Source organism: Pseudomonas rubra, from assembly GCF_028656935.1.
Classification (GTDB): domain Bacteria; phylum Pseudomonadota; class Gammaproteobacteria; order Pseudomonadales; family Pseudomonadaceae; genus Aquipseudomonas; species Aquipseudomonas rubra.
In genome coordinates this window covers 61,254-78,706 of the sequence record NZ_JAMDGZ010000013.1, presented here as the reverse complement: position 1 = coordinate 78,706, position 17,453 = coordinate 61,254, and the positions used below count along the sequence as shown (strand labels likewise).

Here is a 17,453-nt window from a genome sequence, read left to right as displayed (position 1 = left end):
GAGCCTGCCATGCATCAATTGACCCTGGCCGAGATCGCCCGCGGACTCGCCGACAAGAAGTTTTCCTCCGAAGAGCTGACCCGTGCCCTGCTGGCGCGGATCAACCAGCTCGACCCGCAAATCAACAGTTTCATCAGCGTCACAGAGGAACTGGCGATTAGCCAGGCCCGTGCCGCCGACGCCCGCCGCGCCGCTGGCGAGAGCGGTGCCCTGCTTGGCGCGCCGATCGGCCACAAGGACCTGTTCTGCACCCAGGGTATTCGCACCAGTTGCGGCTCGAAGATGCTCGACAACTTCAAGGCGCCGTATGACGCCACCGTGGTCAGCAAGCTGGCCGAGGCCGGTACCGTCACTCTGGGCAAGACCAACATGGACGAATTCGCCATGGGTTCGGCCAACGAGAGTAGCTACTACGGCGCAGTGAAAAACCCGTGGAACTTCGAGCACGTGCCCGGCGGTTCCTCTGGTGGTTCGGCTGCCGCAGTCGCCGCGCGCCTGCTGCCAGCGGCCACTGCCACCGACACCGGCGGCTCGATCCGCCAGCCGGCGGCGCTGACTGGCCTCACTGGCCTGAAACCGACCTACGGTCGCGTTTCGCGCTGGGGCATGATCGCCTATGCCTCGAGCCTCGACCAGGGTGGCCCACTGGCGCGCACCGCCGAAGACTGCGCGCTGCTGTTGCAAGCCATGGCCGGTTTCGACGCCAAGGACTCCACCAGCATCGATGAGCCGGTGCCGGACTACAGCGCAGGCCTCAATGCCTCCCTCGAAGGCCTGCGCATCGGCCTGCCGAAGGAATACTTCGGTGCCGGCCTTGACCCACGCATTGCCGATCTGGTCCATGCCAGCGTCAAGGAGCTGCAAAAGCTCGGTGCGGTGGTCAAGGAAATCAGCCTGCCGAACATGCAGCACGCAATCCCGGCCTACTACGTGATCGCCCCGGCCGAAGCCTCCTCCAACCTGTCGCGCTTTGACGGTGTGCGTTTTGGCTACCGCTGCGAGAACCCGGTCGACCTCACCGACCTGTACAAGCGCTCTCGCGGCGAAGGCTTCGGCCCTGAAGTGCAGCGCCGGATCATGGTCGGCGCCTACGCCCTGTCGGCGGGTTACTACGACGCCTATTACCTGCAGGCGCAAAAAATCCGCCGCCTGATCAAGAACGATTTCATGGCAGCCTTCAACGACGTCGACGTGATCCTCGGCCCGACCACGCCAAACCTGGCCTGGAAGATCGGCGCCAAGAACAACGACCCGGTCGCTGAGTACCTGGAAGACGTCTACACCATCACCGCCAACCTCGCCGGCCTGCCAGGCCTGTCGATGCCGGCCGGTTTCGTCGATGGTCTGCCGGTTGGCGTGCAACTGCTCGCCCCGTATTTCCACGAAGGCCGCCTGCTCAACGTCGCGCACCGCTATCAGCAAGTAACTGACTGGCACACTCGCGCACCTAACGGCTTCTGAGGGATCACCACATGCAATGGGAAGTTGTCATCGGGCTGGAGATTCACACCCAGCTCGCCACCCAGTCGAAGATTTTCTCCGGCAGCGCTACCACGTTCGGCTCCGAGCCGAACACCCAGGCCAGCCTGATCGACCTGGGGATGCCTGGCGTGCTGCCAGTGCTCAACCAGGAAGCGGTGCGCATGGCCTGCATGTTCGGCCTGGCCATCGATGCCGAGATCGGCCAGCACAACGTGTTCGCGCGCAAGAATTACTTTTACCCCGACCTGCCCAAGGGCTATCAGATCAGCCAGATGGAGCTGCCGATCGTCGGCAAGGGCCACCTGGACATCGCCCTCGAGGACGGTACGGTCAAGCGCGTCGGCATCACCCGTGCGCACCTTGAAGAAGACGCCGGCAAGAGCCTGCACGAAGACTTCAGCGGCGCCACCGGCATCGACCTCAACCGCGCCGGTACGCCGCTGCTGGAGATCGTCTCCGAACCGGACTTGCGCAGCGCCAAAGAAGCCGTGGCCTACGTCAAGGCCATCCATGCCCTGGTACGTTACCTGGGCATCTGCGACGGCAACATGGCCGAAGGCTCGCTGCGTTGCGATTGCAACGTCTCGGTACGTCCCAAAGGCCAGGTCGAGTTCGGCACCCGCTGCGAGATCAAGAACGTCAACTCGTTCCGCTTCATCGAGCGCGCCATCAACACTGAAGTCCAGCGCCAGATCGAGCTGATCGAAGACGGCGGCCGGGTCATCCAGGAAACCCGCCTGTACGACCCGAACAAGGACGAAACCCGTTCGATGCGCAGCAAGGAGGAAGCCAACGACTACCGTTACTTCCCCGACCCGGACCTGTTGCCAGTGGTCATCGAGAACAACTTCCTCGACGGCATCCGCGCCACCTTGCCGGAACTGCCACCGCAAAAACGCGAACGCTTCCAGAGCCAGTTCGGCCTGTCGGCCTATGACGCCAACGTGCTGGCCACCAGCCGTGAGCAGGCCGACTACTTCGAACAGGTGGTCGGTGTGTGCGGCGATGCCAAGCTTGCCGCCAACTGGGTCATGGTCGAACTGGGCAGCCTGCTCAACAAGCTGGGCCTGGAAATCGACCAGTCGCCGGTCAGTGCCGAGCATTTGGGCGGCATGCTCAAGCGCATCCTCGACAACACCATCAGCGGCAAGATTGCCAAGGTGGTGTTCGAGAAGATGGCCGCAGGTGACGGCGATGCCGACCAGATCATCGAAGCCGAAGGCCTGAAACAGGTCACCGACAGCGGTGCGATCGAGAAGGTCCTGGACGAAGTGCTGGCCGCCAACGCCGAGCAGGTCGAGCAATACCGCGCCGCCGATGAGGCCAAGCGCGGCAAGATGTTCGGCTTCTTCGTCGGCCAGGCCATGAAAGCCTCCAAGGGCAAGGCCAACCCGCAGCAAGTGAACCAATTGCTCAAGAGCAAGCTCGAAGGGTAATCGCGTCGCCTGCTAATCGCGGGGCAAGCCCGCTTCCACAGCCTGTGGGAGCGGGCTTGCCCCGCGATGGCCACCCACGGAGCATCTGCATACATGTGGCGTCCCCTTAGCGCACTCGCGCTCTTCACCTTGCTGGCCGGCTGCGCCAGCCACGATATTGACCCCCGCGGCTACGACAAGTCCGGCACCGCCTCCTATTACGGCTCCCGTCACCACGGCAAACGCACCGCCAGTGGCGAGCCCTTCAATCAACACGGCATGACCGCCGCCCACCGCAGCCTGCCTTTCGGCACGCGGGTCAAGGTCACCAATCTCAACAACCAACGCAGTGTCGTGGTCCGCATCAACGACCGCGGCCCGCACAGCCGTGGACGACTGATCGACCTGTCGCGCGCCGCCGCAGAAAAACTCGGGATGATCCGTAGCGGAACCGCCCGCGTACGGGTACAAAGTCTCAGCGACTGACCTGACCCCGGAGCACGACCATTTTCGACCTGGCCGCTTTACCTACTTTCAGCCTGCTGCAACTGAGCATCGGCCTGCTGCTGCTGATCGCCGGCGCCGAACTGCTGGTACGCGCCGCCCTGCGCCTGGCCGCCAGCCTGCAGGTACGGCCACTGATCATCGGCCTGAGCCTGGTGGCGTTCGGCAGCAGCGCACCGCAACTGACCGTCAGCCTGCAGGCAGCCTACACCGGCGCCCCGGATGTCGCCGTCGGTAGCGTAATTGGCAGCAATATCTTCAACATCCTGGTCACCCTGGGCCTGGCTGCCCTGATCATTCCGCTGCGGGTTTCGCGCCAACTGGTACGCCTGGACATCCCAGTGATGATCGGCGCAAGCCTTGCGGTGTACCTGCTGGCCCTCAACGAACTGCTCGGCCGCCTGGAAGGGGGCCTGCTGCTGTGCGGCCTGCTCGGCTACCTGGCGATCCTCTGGCACCAGTCCCGCCACCATGCCCGCACCTACCCCGCTCCAGGCCCGCGCCCGCAGCGCGGTGGCCGGTTCTGGCTGGTCAGCGTGCTGATAATGCTGGCCGGGCTCGGCCTGCTCAGCGTGGCCGGCCATCTGCTGCTGGAAGCAGCGGTAGAGGTGGCCCAGGACCTGGGTCTGTCGGAGCGGGTCATCGGCCTGACCGTGGTTGCCGTCTGTACTTCCCTGCCGGAGCTGGCCACCTCGCTGATCGCCGCCCTACGCGGCGAGCGGGAAATCGCCGTGGGCAACGTCATCGGTAGCAACCTGTTCAACCTGCTGGCGGTGCTCGGCCTGACCGCGCTGGTGGCCCCCGCGCCCCTGTCGATCTCGCCCAACGCCCTGGCCTTTGACTTACCGGTAATGCTCGGCGTCGCCGTGCTGGCCTTGCCGGTGTTCTACTCGGGCTACCGAGTGACGCGCGCCGAAGGCCTGGTGTTCCTCGGCCTGTACCTGGCCTATGGCCTGCACGTAGTGGCCTTCACCACCGGCATGCCACTGGCCAGCCGGCTTGAAAAACTAATGCTGTTCTATGCACTGCCAGCACTGGGGGCGTTGCTGCTATACACCACCCTGCGTGCCTGGCGCCGCCAACACTAAGGAAAACAACATGGGCGATAGCAACAAAACCGGCGAACAGGTTCGCCGCCAGGTCATGGGCGATGCCTTCGTCGACCGCGCACTGAACAACGCGACCGAGTTCAGCCAGCCACTGCAGGACTTCGTCAACCAACACGCCTGGGGCAGCGTCTGGAGCCGCGACGGCCTGCCGCTGAAAACCCGCAGCCTGATCACACTCGCCGCCCTCACCGCACTCAAGTGCCCGCAAGAGCTCAAGGGCCACGTGCGTGGCGCCTTGAACAACGGCTGTACGGTCGAGGAGATTCGCGAGGCGCTGCTGCATTGCGCGGTGTACGCCGGTGTACCGGCGGCGGTCGATGCCTTTCGCGCCGCCCAGGAAGTGATCGACAGCTACCCGCAGGGCTGAACGATCACTTCGGGCAAGGCCGTCAGTTGCTGACGACGGCGGTCTTTGCGCTCTTCTTTTTCAGCCAGAAGGCCACGCCCAGGGTGGCGATCCAGGCCGGGATGAGCAGCACCGAAATGCGGATCGGCGGGGTCAGGTACATCACCACCAGGATCAGGCCGATGAACGCCAGGCACAGGTAGTTGGTCACCGGGTGTCCCCAGCTCTTGTAGAAGCTCGACTCGCCAGCCGCCTGTTTGGCGCGGCGGAACTTCAGGTGGGTGATGCTGATGCTGGCCCAGTTGATCACCAGCGCCGACACCGCCAGGGCCATCAGCAAGCCGAAGGCCTCGCCCGGCATCAGGTAGTTGATCAGCACGCACAGACCGGTCGCCAGCGCCGAAACGCCCAGGGCGGTCAGCGGCACGCCGCGACGGTTGACCTTGAGCAAGGCCCGCGGCGCATCACCCTGGCTGGCCAGGCCGAACAGCATGCGGCTGTTGCAGTACACGCAACTGTTGTACACCGACAGCGCCGCCGTCAGCACCACCACGTTGAGGATGGTCGCCACAAGGCTGCTGTCCAGGTTGTGGAAGATCATCACGAACGGGCTACCGCCCTGCACCACCTTCTGCCATGGGTACAGCGACAGCAGCACTGCCAGGGCACCGATGTAGAAGATCAGGATGCGGTAGACCACCTGATTGGTGGCGCGCGGAATGCTGTAGCGCGGGTTGTCGGCTTCGGCTGCGGTGATACCGACCAGTTCCAGGCCGCCAAAGGAGAACATGATCACGGCCATGGCCATGAGCAAACCGGTGAAGCCATTGGGGAAGAAGCCACCGTACTGCCACAGGTTGGCCACGCTGGCGTCCGGCCCACCATTGCCGCTGGCCAGCAACCAGGCACCAAAGCCGATCATGCTGACAATGGCGATAACCTTGACCAGGGCGAACCAGAACTCCATCTCGCCATAGACCTTCACCTGGGTGAGGTTGATCAGGTTGATCACCACGAAGAAGATCGCCGCCGTCGCCCAGGTCGGGAAGTCCGGCCACCAGTACTGCACGTAGATGCCCACGGCCGTAAGCTCGGCCATGCCAACCAACACATAGACCACCCAGTAGTTCCAGCCGGAAACGAAACCGGCGAACTCGTTCCAGTAGCGGTGGGCAAAGTGGCTGAAGCTGCCGGCAACCGGCTCATCGACCACCATCTCGCCCAACTGGCGCATGATGAAGAACGCCATCAGCCCGGCGATGGCATAGCCCAGCAGCACGGACGGACCGGCCATTTGAATGGTCTGGGCAATGCCAAGAAACAGGCCGGTACCGATGGCGCCACCCAGGGCAATCAACTGGATATGGCGATTTTTCAACCCGCGCTGTAATCGCTCCGGAGGGGTCTGTTCTTGCATGAAGTGTCCTTGAAGGTGGAAGGCAGTGTCGGTTTTATTGTCGGCACAGAATCTAGATCCAGCCGCCCCACTGCAAGAGGAAAATGCCGATATTCGTGGTTATGGCAGCCATCAGCGTAGTAATTACGATGATCGAGGCGGCCAGCTCATGGTTACCGTTGGCCGCCCGGGCCATGACATAACTGGCAGCGGCGGTCGGGCTACCGATGTACAAAAACAGGATGCCCAGCTCCGCCCCGCGAAAGCCGCAAAGCCAGGCGGCCAGGGTACCGATCACCGGCAGCCAGAGCATTTTCACAAGGCTGGCACTGAGCGCCAGGCCGCCACTTTCGCGCAATGAAGCCAGCGACAGGGTACCGCCGATGCAGATCAACGCCAGCGGCAGGGTCATCTGCGCCAGGTAATCACCGCAGGTCAGCAACCAGTTCGGCAGTGGCACTTGCCCGTAGGCCATGGGCGTGGCCAGCAGCACGCTGATGATCAGCGGGTTGCGCAGGATACTCTTGAAGATGCTCCAGGGGTCGGACTTCATGCTCGGGCTGTACACCGCCAGCACCACCGATGACAGCGAGTTGTACAGCAGGATCACCAGGCCGGCGAGGATCGCCCCCAACGAGATGCCGTAGTCACCGTACATGCTGGCGGCCAGCGCCAGGCCAATCACCCCGTTGTTGCCGCGAAAGCCGCCCTGGGTGTAGATCCCGCGATCTTCTCGAGGGCAACGCCAGAGGGCAAAGCCCCAGGCCAGGGCAAAACTGCCCAGGGTAGCGACCACGAAAAACACCAATAACCCGGGTTTGACCGCGGCAGTCAGGTCGGCGTGATAGATCCCCAGAAACAGCAACGCCGGCATGCACACGTTGAACACCAGCGACGAGGCGGTGTGAATGAAGCTGTCGTTGATGGCCTTGATGCGTTTGAGCAGCACGCCCATGAACAGCATGGCGAACACCGGCGCCGTGATGTTCAGCGTCTGGATAAAAAGGGCGAGCATGCAGGGCGGTCCCGATGACTGTCGTTAGGCGGCTAATGATACGTCAGCCACCTAATGATGCAGCGTATTTCGGCGTAAGAAAAAAGAGTTATTGACGTAGGAAATGGTTTGGATATGATTAAAACAACTGTACATACATACAGTTATTTTTGAATCCATGACATCTCAAAGGAGTTGAATATGTCAGGTATGCAAACCGGACTGCACGCGCAAAAAGCGCTCGCCACCACCCTGGTCGCCGATCTCGATGCCCTGTTCAGCGTTGACGGCATCAAGATTTCCAGCCCCGATACCCGCATCGTGCTGGTACTCGACGGCCATCACACCATCAAGTACCACCGCCTCGGCCTGGCCGCCAAACCGCCCGTAGTCAGCGAACCGGTGCTGCGCTTCGAGGGCGGCGAACACACCGCCATCGGCGACCACACCTTGCTGCGCTTCAACCAGGACAGCGCACCGATTCCGGCCTGGCAAGTGGCCCTGCACCTGCCCAATGGCCTGACCCTCAGCTACGGCCAGATCGTCGCCCTGGGCGGTGATTTCTATGGCGTTCCCGAGCGGCCGATTGCCGATGGCGCCACTGCCGAAGAACGCGTCCAACGCTTTGCCGCCGCCTTCGATACGCTGGCCGTACTGCCCGCCTCCCGGGCAGAAGCCGGCGAAATCCTTGCGGTCATGCAGCGCGAAATCACCGCTGCCAACCAGGCCATCAAAGACGGCCGCCAGCCTCACGAAGCCTACGACCAACTGGGCGATACCCTCTCGGAGGAATGGAACAAGATCACCGGCGGCGGCAGCGTCGTCTCGGCGATGTTCCCACTGGGCCGCTACCTCAAGCTTGCCGCCAGCAACTGGGACCACTTCGGCGAATGGGCGCTGCTGGCCTATATCGCCGGGCACACCGCCGCCCTGCGCCAGGCCGTGAAGGCAGGGGCCAGCGGCGATGACAAACAGCTGGAACTGGCCTATGCAATGAACGCCTTTGCCGACCACTTCCTCACCGACCTGTTCTCGGCCGGCCATGTGCGGGTGCCGCGCAAGGCGATCAAGGACAACGTCACCCCGGCCGACCTTGGCTCGTTGATCTCGCGCTTCATGCACGACGAAGACAGCAAATATGGCCTGGTGCTACGCAACGCTCAAGGCGATACCTGGCGCGGTTATGGCGACAAGCGCTACTTCGACAGTATCGATGTGACCAACCGCAAGCAGGTGGGTCTGGCGGTGCAGAAGTCTGCCGACGAGATCTTCCAGGCCTTCGACAGCGGCACCCTGCCTGCACCCAATGCTTATGGCGCCTTGCGCATCGCCGCCGACCTGCAAGCGGCCGTACAAGGCCAGGTGCCTGGCAACTTCGCCCCGCTGTTCGCCCTGCGCAACGGCAAGCTGATGCGCCGCGCCGACGTCAACAACCTCAATGACACGGCACAGATCGACAACTGGTGGGGCTGGAGCACTTACCTGTTGCTCAAGGACTACACCCCGAACAAACCCACCGGCTACCTCGAAGCCCCTGTCGGTGCCCCGAGCATTCGCGCCGACGGCTGGCAGACCCAAGTCCCGAGCCAGCCGAACTGGCTGCCCGGCCATGCCGTGCGCTATGCCGTCAGCGTGGTCAATGGCCTGAACGAGTCCTACATCGGCCCGTGGAGTGCCTATGCCGAACTGAGCGAGCGCTTCCAGCCGACTCTGTCGGTGCCGCTGGACACTTCCGGAAAGTCGGTTGCACGCAACCTGTTCCGCCAGTTCCGCGGCGGCTCGCCGGAACTGATCGCCTCGCTGGATGCGGCGACCACGACCTATATCGATCAACACCTGTGATAAGGAAATCACCCATGAGCATTACCCTGAACATTGAGCTGGCGTCGGGCCAGTCACTCAAGGATGTACCCCTGGAACTGCTGCGCGATGGCGTGGTGATCAGCCGGGCCAAGCTGGCTGAAACGGGCAAGGTGGTGTTTGCTGCCGCGCCTGGAGCCGGGCAGTTGGCCGTGCGCGTGGATCGAACGATCCTCGGCGGCAAGTAGATTGATCGCGGGGCAAGCCCGCTCCCACTGTAGGAGCGGGCTTGCCCCGCGATTTGCGATCAGCGCCGAACCGGGCGCTTTTGCAGTTTGCGCTGCAAGGTCCGCCGGTGCATGCCCAGGGCCCGAGCCGTGGCGGAGATATTGCCTTCGTGCTCGGTCAGCACGCGCTGGATGTGTTCCCACTGCAGGCGGTCCACCGACATCGGGTTTTCCGGCACAAGGCTGTCGAGGTCGGCGTGCTCGGAGAGCAAGGCGGCCAGTACATCGTCGGCGTCGGCCGGCTTGCACAGGTAGTTGCAGGCACCGCGCTTGATCGCCTCGACTGCCGTGGCAATGCTCGAGTAGCCGGTGAGGATCACCACGCGCATTTCCGGGTCCAGCTCGAGCAACTTGGGCAGCAGCACCAAGCCCGAATCGCCGTCCATTTTCAGGTCCAGCGTGGCGTAATCAGGCACGTCGTCCTGGGCGATTTTCAGGCCCTCTTCGGCAGAACCTGCGGTGCTCACGCGAAAGCCGCGGCGACTCATGGCCCGGGCCATCACCCGGGTAAAGGTGGCGTCGTCGTCAACCAGCAGCAGGTGCGGCAGCTCTTCGCCTTCAACCTGGATTTCATCACTCATCACACATCTCCTCGCGCGTCACGCGGCAGGCGCAGCTCAGTGAGCGTACCGCCCTCTTCATGACTATAGAGTTTTACCGAGCCGCCAGCACGGGTCACGCTGGCCTTGCTCAAGAACAGGCCAAGACCGAAGCCTTTGCCCTTGGTGGTAAAGAAAGGTTTACCGATCGATTCAGCGATGGCCGCCGGCACACCCGGGCCATGGTCACGGATGCTGATCACCATGTCCTGGGCATCCCAGTCCAGGCGTACTTCCAGGTCATCCGGGCAGGCATCGGCGGCGTTGTTCAACAGGTTCAACAGGGCCTGGGTCAGGTCCGGTGGTGGCGCCAGGCGTGGCACGCTGCCTTGGCCCAGGCGCTGGAAACGGTAGCTGGCCTCGGGGCGCATCAGGTGCCAGCGGTTGAGCGCCTCGTCGAGCCAGAAGGTCACTTCCTGGGTCTCGACCGCCAGGCGCCGGTTGGCTTCGGCGGCGCGCACCAGGTTCTGCAGGGTCTCTTTGCACAGCTTGACCTGATCCTGCAACACCGCCAGGTCTTCTTGCAGCAGCGGGTCACTGTGATCCTGGCGCATCTCTTTGATCAGCACGCTCATGGTTGCCAGCGGCGTGCCCAGTTCGTGGGCGGCACCGGCAGCCTGGGTGGCCACGGCCAGCAGTTGCTGGTCACGCAGGCCCTCTTCACGGCGTTCGGCACGCAACTGCTCCTGGCGACGCAGCTCTTCGGCCATCTTCGCGGCGAAGAAGGTAATCACCGCCGCAGCCAGGGCGATACTCAGCCACATGCCGTAGACCTGCATCTTTTCCCGGGCCATGGGGAAGGTTTCCAGCGGATAGAACTGCACCAGCAGCAAGCTGTAGGCCGCCAGGGCGATACCGGAAAGAATCAGCGAATAGACCCAGGGCAAGGTCACCGCGGCGATTGCCAGCGGCACCAGGTAATAGGACACGAAGGGGTTGGTCGACCCTCCCGAGTAATACAGCAAGGCACTGTGGATCAGCAGGTCGCAGGCCAGCTGGAAGGCATATTCGAGTTCAGTGACCGGCAAGGTCAGGCGCAAACGCAGGGCTGTGAAGGCACATAACAGCATTGACAGGCCGAGGGTGATGACCAGCGACAGCCACGGCAGCGGCAGCAGCTCGGTCCAGTAGGCGACACCGACCGAACCGGCCTGGGCAGCAAGCACCAGGATGCGGATGAAGGTCAGGCGCCAGAGGTTCTGACGGGTTGCAGACAACATTTGGACGGGGGCGAGCATGAGCTCTCCTGATGAGTGCTCCAGGCGAATCGTCGCGAGTATACCGAAGCTGTGGCCTGGTCTGCAGTGATGCGGCAAAGCGCCACACTTTTTTACATAACAATGATGGCCATTTTGAACCTCACTACACTTTTGCCAGTCTCATGGGCCAACGTGGATTGGATCCTTCAACCTCCACGCGTCAATTTTCAAGGAGTCCTACATGTCTATCACCCGCAGCAGCGCCGCCCTGGTCATGGCTACCAGCTTGCTGGCCAGCCTTCCGGCCCTGGCTGAAGAAGCCCCACGCTACAACCAGATTTCGCTGCGTGCCGAAGTCAGCAAGGAAGTGGCCCGCGACCTGATGGTCGTGTCCCTGTACAGCGAAGCGCAGAATACCGACCCCGGCAAGCTGGCCACGCAAATCACCGAAACCATGAACAAGGCGGTGAAGCAGGCGCGTGACGTCAAGGAAGTGAAGATCAGCCAGGGCAGCCGCAACAGCTACCCGATCTACGACAGCAAGGGTCAGAAGATCACCGGCTGGCGCGAGCGCGCCGAGCTGCGCCTGGAAAGCGCCGACTTCCCGGCCTTGTCGCAACTCACCGGCACCTTGCTGCAGGACCTGAAAATGGGCGGCATGGACTTCTCCATCGCTCCAACCACGCGCAAGACCAGCGAAGACGAACTGCTCAAGGATGCCGTCAACGCCTTCAAGGCTCGCGCCCAACTGGCCACCGAGGCACTGGGCGGCAAAGGCTACAAAGTGGTCAACCTCAACCTCAACAGCAGTGGCTACCCACGTCCTTATGCCCGTAGCGCGCCGATGATGATGAAAGCCGGCATGGCTGAAGACGTAGCCGCCGCGCCGGAAATCGAAGCCGGCACCAGCGAGGTCAATATCAGCGCCGACGGCACCATCGAAGTCCAGATGCCCTGAGCGACGTTACTTTTGCGCTGTTTCGCGGCAGCTTCGGCTGTCGCGCTCCCTGTTACCCGTAGCAACTTATGCTCCAATTTAGTGCGCAGACTGACTAAAACCAGAGATAACGTCTTCGAAACACGCTGAAACACCCCTCGCAAACGATCAACTTCGTAAAAAATTATACGAATGCGACATTCATGTACGTTCGTCCCACTGTTTGCTATCACACATCCCTTTGAGTGTTGCATTGGGTATGGGGCCTGCATAAGTATCCGCAGGTCGGCTCACAAGGCCCCCTCAAATCAAAAATGACAACAATGAGGCCACCATGCTCAAACACGCGGTCATTCCGTTTCTGGTCAGCGCAGGCTTGCTTGCTGGCGCCCCTTCTGCCTTTGCGGCGACTAACCTGGTGTTTTGCTCCGAAGGCAGCCCTGCGGGCTTTGACCCGGGCCAGTACACCACCGGAACCGACTTCGATGCCTCAGCCGAGACGCTCTTCAACCGCCTGAGCCAGTTCGAGCGTGGCGGCACTGCGGTCATCCCGGGCCTGGCGACCAGCTGGGATGTTTCCGACGATGGCCTGACCTATACCTTCCACCTGCGTGAAGGGGTCAAGTTCCATACCACCGATTACTTCAAGCCGACCCGTGAATTCAACGCCGACGACGTGCTGTTCACCTTCAATCGGATGCTCGACAAGGACATGCCGTTCCGCAAGGCATACCCGACCGAGTTTCCGTACTTCACCGACATGGGCATGGACAAGAACATCGCCAAGGTCGAGAAACTCGACGAGCACACGGTCAAGTTCACCCTCAATGGCGTCGATGCCGCGTTCATCCAGAACCTGGCCATGAGCTTCGCCTCGATCCAGTCCGCCGAATACGCCGACCAGTTGCTCAAGCAGGGCAAGCCCGCCGACATCAACCAGAAGCCGATCGGCACCGGCCCGTTCGTGTTCAGCAAGTACCAGAAAGACGCGCAGATCCGCTACAAGGGCAACAAGGACTACTGGAAACCCGAGGACGTGAAGATCGACAACCTGATCTTCGCCATCACCACCGATGCCTCGGTACGCATGCAAAAGCTCAAGAAGAACGAGTGCCAGGTCACCCTGTTCCCGCGCCCGGCCGACATCGAACCGCTCAAGAAAGACCCGAACCTGAAGATGCCTGACCAGGCCGGCTTCAACCTCGGTTACATCGCCTACAACGTGATGGACAAGATCAAGGGCAGCAACGAGCCCAACCCCATGGCCCAGCTCAAGGTCCGCGAAGCGCTGGACATGGCGGTGAACAAGCAGGAGATCATCAAGTCGGTGTACCAGGGCGCCGGCCAACTGGCGGTCAACGCCATGCCGCCAACCCAATGGTCCTACGACACCACCATCAAGGATGCCAAGTACGATCCGGAGAAGGCCAAGCAACTGCTCAAGGAAGCCGGCATCAAGGAAGGCACCGAGATCAACCTGTGGGCCATGCCGGTGCAGCGCCCGTACAACCCCAACGCCAAACTCATGGCCGAGATGCTGCAATCGGACTGGGCCAAGATCGGTATCAAGGCCAAGATCATGAGCTATGAGTGGGGCGAGTACATCAAGCGCTCCAAAGGCGGCGAGAACGGCGCCATGCTGATTGGCTGGAGCGGCGACAACGGTGACCCGGACAACTGGCTGGGCACCCTGTTCGGCTGCGACGCCCTGGAAGGCAACAACTTCTCCAAATGGTGCGACCCGGAGTACGACAAGCTGATCAAGCAGGCCAAGGCCACCTCCGACCAGGCCAAGCGCACCGAGCTGTACAAGCAGGCCCAGCACCGCCTCAAAGACCAGGTTCCGATGACACCCATCGCTCACTCGACGGTGTATCAACCTATGAGCTCAAAGGTACAGGACTTCAAGATCAGCCCATTTGGCTTGAACTCCTTCTATGGGGTCAGCGTGACCAAGTAGCAGCCAACCGGAACGGCCCCGGCACGCCACACGGCGACCGGGGCCGCAACCTGATGGCCTGGCAGGTCAACCGCTAGCGCATCGACACGGAAACGTCGCACGCCCTACCGGACACCTCCTACACACCTCTGCGTAATCGTACCTACCCGCAGCTCCGTGATGGTCCTACCGTCAGGGTGCAGCGCAGTCGGCGCGATTCGCACGGCTGTGCGCCATGGACCGCGTGAAAAACAACAAGAAAGAAGGGATCGTCATGCGCTATACCCCGATTTACGCAGCATTGCTGGGACTGGGCCTGCTCGCCCAGGCTCCCGTTAGCCTGGCCAACAACCTGGTGTTCTGCTCCGAGGGCAGCCCGGGCGGCTTTGATACCGCGCAGTACACTAGCGCCACCGACAATGACGCCTCCGAACCGATCTACAACCGCCTGGTGGAATTCGAACGCGGTGCCACGGCAGTCAAGCCGGCCCTGGCGAAAAGCTGGGACGTTTCCGACGACGGTCTGAGCTACACCTTCCACCTGCGCGAAGGGGTCAAGTTCCATAGCAACAAGGGCTTCACGCCCAGCCGCGAATTCAACGCCGACGACGTGCTGTTCACCTTCAATCGGATGCTTGATCGCGAACACCCGTTCCGCAAAGCCTACCCCACCGAATTTCCTTACTTCGTCAGCATGAGCCTGGACAAGAACATCGCCCGGGTCGAAAAAACCGGGCCGATGACGGTTGTCTTCACCCTCAACAGTGTTGATGCCGCCTTTGTGCAAAACCTGGCGATGAGTTTTGCCGCCGTGCTTTCGGCTGAATACGCCGAGCAGCTCACGAGCTCCGGGCGCCCCAGCGACATCAACCAGAAACCGATCGGCACCGGCCCGTTCGTGTTCCAGCGCTACCAGAAGGACTCGCAGATTCGCTACAAGGGCAACAAGGAGTATTGGGACCCGAGCCAGGTGAAGATCGACAACCTGATCTTCTCGATCAACACCGACCCCTCGGTACGCATCCAGAAGCTGCGCAAGAACGAATGCCAGGTCACCCTGCACCCACGACCGGCTGACCTCGACGCACTGAAGAACGACCCAAAACTGCAGGTCATTGAAAAGCCCGGTTTCAACCTCGGCTACATCGCCTACAACGTGCAACACAAACCCTTCGACCAGCTTGAAGTGCGCCAGGCCATGGACATGGCGGTGAACAAGCCGGCCATCGTCAAGGCGGTGTACCAGCACGCCGGGCAACTGGCGGTTGGCAGCATGCCGCCAACCCAGTGGTCCTACGACGAAACCCTCAAGGATGCCGGCTACAACCCGGACAAGGCTCGCGAACTGCTCAAGGCCGCCGGGGTCAAGGAAGGTACCGAAATCACTCTTTGGGCCATGCCCGTGCAACGCCCGTACAACCCCAACGCCAAGCTGATGGCCGAAATGCTCCAGGCCGACTGGGGCAAGGTCGGCTTGAAAGTGAAAATCGTCAGCTACGAATGGGGCGAATACCTCAAGCGCACCAAGGACGGTGAACACGATATCTCGCTGATCGGCTGGACCGGCGACAACGGTGACCCGGACAACTGGCTGGGCACCCTGTACAGCTGCGACGCGATTGGCAGCAACAACTACTCCATGTGGTGCGACCCGCAGTACGACGCACTGGTCAAGAAAGCCAAGACCATTACCGATCGCGAGCAACGCACCTCCCTTTACCAACAGGCGCAACAGCGCCTGAAACAGCAATTGCCCATTACCCCGATCGCCCACTCGACGGTCAACCAGCCGCTCAGTGCCAAGGTCGTGGATTTCAAGGTAAGTCCTTTCGGACGCAACAACTTCTCAGGCGTCAGTACCGAATAGAACCTGAACCGTTCACGGGGGTGTACCGCACCCTCGCGTCGGCGTTCAGCCTGAAGATACCCGAATGCCTTGCACAACTCGTTTGCAACCCTTGTTCCAACCGGCAAGACGCCCGGCTCATAAGGCCAGGCGGTAACTACAAAAAGAAAAGAAAGGGAGCTTTACCTTGAGACGAACCAAAACCGCAGTACTGGCATTGTCCCTCAGTGGCCTGTCAGCCGTAGCCCAGGCCGAACCCGTCAGCCAGGACTTCGTTCCGGTCAGCGTCAAGTCCACCAGTGCCCAGGACGAGGCCAAGGGCTTCATTGAAGGCCAGAGCCTGTCCGGCTCGACACGCAACTGGTACGCCCGTGAACGCGCCACCCGCGCGCCACTGTGGAAGTACTACAAGAGCGATGGTACGCAGCGCACCACCCACAGCCGCGACAACTGGGTGCAGGGCACCATCCTCAACTACACCTCGGGCTTTACCGAAGGCACGGTCGGTTTCAGCACCGAAGTGGCGGCCTATAACGCCATTGCCCTGGAACGTGGCCGCGCCGCTGTCGCCGGCCCCAACAACCGGACCCTGACCCACAGTGACGGCGACGTCATCGGCCAGTGGAGCAAGATGGGCCTGGCCAACGTCAAGGCGCGGGTGTCCAATACCACCCTGACCGCCGGCCGGCAGTCGATGGATACCCCGGTACTGGCCTTCATCGGCAACCGCGCATTGCCATCGAGCTTCGAAGGGGTGAGCCTTCACAGCGAAGAATTCGACAACCTGTCCTTTGACTTCGGGACCTTCGACCGGCTCTCGACCCGGACCGAACAGGGCACCAGCAAATTTGTTGCCGAGTACGGTGATCGCGCCTTTGACGCCGACCACGTCAACATCGCCGGTGTGAACTACCAGCCACTGAAGAGCCTGAAAACCGCCTTCTACGTGTCCAACGTCGAAGACCTGTGGAACCAGTACTACTTCGGCGCCACCCACGAGCTGGGCGACAGCTCGGTGCTGAGCCTGACCACTGGTCTGAACTACTACAAGACCAAGGATGAAGGCAAAAGCCAGCTCGGCGACATCGACAACGACACCTACAGTCTCTCGTTCGGCCTGACCCACCAGGCCCACAACCTGACCTTCGCCTACCAGCAGGTCAACGGTAACGAGTACTTCGACTACCTGCACGACACCAACGCGATCTTCCTGGCCAACTCCCTGCTCTCGGACTTCAACGGCCCGAACGAAAAGTCGATGCAGATCGCCTACGTGCTGAACATGGCCCAGTACGGTGTACCCGGCCTCAAGTTCAACCTGTACAACGCCCGCGGCTGGGGCATTGACGGTACGCACTACACCGGCAGCGGCTACGACGTGAAAAAACTGGATGACGAGAACCACTATGAGTGGGGCATCGGCACCAGCTACGCGGTGCAAAGTGGCACGCTCAAGGACACCACCATCCGCGCCACCTACACCGCGCACCGGGCCAGCAAGAACCAGGGCGACGGCAGCCTGGATGAGTTTCGCGTCGTAACCACCATTCCATTCAACATTCTTTAAACCCCGGCGGCCCCGGTCGGTTCATCGAATCGA

The 17,453-nt window shown here is 61.7% G+C and carries 15 protein-coding genes; 11 read left to right on the top strand and 4 right to left on the bottom strand.

The features are described 5' to 3' along the window. Positions 1-9: 9 nt before the first annotated feature. The 5 genes from gatA to M5G17_RS06215 all read left to right on the top strand — a co-directional run bounded on the left by gatA (position 10) and on the right by M5G17_RS06215 (position 4,877). Positions 10-1,461, top strand: coding sequence for an Asp-tRNA(Asn)/Glu-tRNA(Gln) amidotransferase subunit GatA (gatA, locus tag M5G17_RS06235; protein WP_273892120.1), 1,452 nt, complete (start codon positions 10-12; stop codon positions 1,459-1,461). An 11-nt stretch (positions 1,462-1,472) separates the two neighbouring features. Beyond that, positions 1,473-2,918, top strand: a complete 1,446-nt coding sequence (gatB, locus tag M5G17_RS06230; RefSeq protein WP_273892119.1) for an Asp-tRNA(Asn)/Glu-tRNA(Gln) amidotransferase subunit GatB — start codon at positions 1,473-1,475, stop codon at positions 2,916-2,918. A gap of 93 nt (positions 2,919-3,011) precedes the next feature. Continuing rightward, a complete protein-coding gene (locus M5G17_RS06225) occupies positions 3,012-3,383 on the top strand; it encodes a septal ring lytic transglycosylase RlpA family protein (RefSeq protein ID WP_273892118.1) in 372 nt (123 codons plus the stop codon). Between the two features lie 62 nt (positions 3,384-3,445). Continuing rightward, complete coding sequence (locus M5G17_RS06220) at positions 3,446-4,489, top strand: calcium/sodium antiporter (protein WP_273892183.1); 1,044 nt, start codon at positions 3,446-3,448, stop codon at positions 4,487-4,489. A 10-nt stretch (positions 4,490-4,499) separates the two neighbouring features. Then, positions 4,500-4,877, top strand: a complete 378-nt coding sequence (locus M5G17_RS06215; RefSeq protein WP_273892117.1) for a carboxymuconolactone decarboxylase family protein — start codon at positions 4,500-4,502, stop codon at positions 4,875-4,877. Between the two features lie 22 nt (positions 4,878-4,899). Here M5G17_RS06215 and M5G17_RS06210 read toward each other — a convergent pair whose 3' ends face one another. Together M5G17_RS06210 and M5G17_RS06205 are read right to left on the bottom strand one after the other, a co-directional pair. Beyond that, positions 4,900-6,273: an amino acid permease gene (locus M5G17_RS06210; RefSeq protein WP_273892116.1), complete on the bottom strand. Its 1,374-nt coding sequence runs from the start codon at positions 6,271-6,273 to the stop codon at positions 4,900-4,902. 52 nt (positions 6,274-6,325) lie between these two features. Further along, the gene (locus M5G17_RS06205; RefSeq protein ID WP_273892114.1) at positions 6,326-7,267 is read right to left on the bottom strand and encodes an AEC family transporter; all 942 of its coding nucleotides are present in this window, start codon (positions 7,265-7,267) and stop codon (positions 6,326-6,328) included. A gap of 180 nt (positions 7,268-7,447) precedes the next feature. Between M5G17_RS06205 and M5G17_RS06200 the strand changes: the two genes are divergently transcribed. Further along, on the top strand, positions 7,448-9,088 hold the full coding sequence (locus M5G17_RS06200; RefSeq protein WP_273892113.1) for a phospholipase: 1,641 nt from the start codon (positions 7,448-7,450) through the stop codon (positions 9,086-9,088). Between the two features lie 14 nt (positions 9,089-9,102). Beyond that, a complete protein-coding gene (locus M5G17_RS06195; protein WP_130263247.1) occupies positions 9,103-9,294 on the top strand; it encodes a hypothetical protein in 192 nt (63 codons plus the stop codon). A 59-nt stretch (positions 9,295-9,353) separates the two neighbouring features. On the opposite strand, the gene M5G17_RS06190 is transcribed toward M5G17_RS06195, so the two are convergent. Together M5G17_RS06190 and M5G17_RS06185 are read right to left on the bottom strand one after the other, a co-directional pair. Continuing rightward, positions 9,354-9,914: a response regulator transcription factor gene (locus M5G17_RS06190; RefSeq protein WP_010223415.1), complete on the bottom strand. Its 561-nt coding sequence runs from the start codon at positions 9,912-9,914 to the stop codon at positions 9,354-9,356. Next, positions 9,914-11,170 (bottom strand): ATP-binding protein, encoded by a 1,257-nt coding sequence (locus M5G17_RS06185; protein ID WP_273892110.1) that lies wholly within the window; start codon positions 11,168-11,170, stop codon positions 9,914-9,916. Before M5G17_RS06185 ends, M5G17_RS06190 begins: the two co-directional genes overlap by 1 nt. Before the next feature lie 202 nt (positions 11,171-11,372). Here M5G17_RS06185 and M5G17_RS06180 point away from each other — a divergent pair, with 202 nt between their 5' ends. The 4 genes from M5G17_RS06180 to M5G17_RS06165 all read left to right on the top strand — a co-directional run bounded on the left by M5G17_RS06180 (position 11,373) and on the right by M5G17_RS06165 (position 17,420). After that, entirely contained in the window at positions 11,373-12,089 is a 717-nt protein-coding gene (locus M5G17_RS06180; RefSeq protein ID WP_273892109.1) for an SIMPL domain-containing protein, read from the top strand. A gap of 313 nt (positions 12,090-12,402) precedes the next feature. Next, positions 12,403-14,028 (top strand): ABC transporter substrate-binding protein, encoded by a 1,626-nt coding sequence (locus tag M5G17_RS06175; protein WP_273892108.1) that lies wholly within the window; start codon positions 12,403-12,405, stop codon positions 14,026-14,028. A 253-nt stretch (positions 14,029-14,281) separates the two neighbouring features. Continuing rightward, positions 14,282-15,874 carry an ABC transporter substrate-binding protein gene (locus M5G17_RS06170; protein WP_273892182.1) on the top strand — a complete coding sequence of 531 codons (1,593 nt, stop codon included), beginning with the start codon at positions 14,282-14,284 and terminating at the stop codon, positions 15,872-15,874. 166 nt (positions 15,875-16,040) lie between these two features. Continuing rightward, on the top strand, positions 16,041-17,420 hold the full coding sequence (locus M5G17_RS06165; protein WP_273892106.1) for an OprD family porin: 1,380 nt from the start codon (positions 16,041-16,043) through the stop codon (positions 17,418-17,420). The last annotated feature ends 33 nt before the right edge of the window (positions 17,421-17,453 follow it).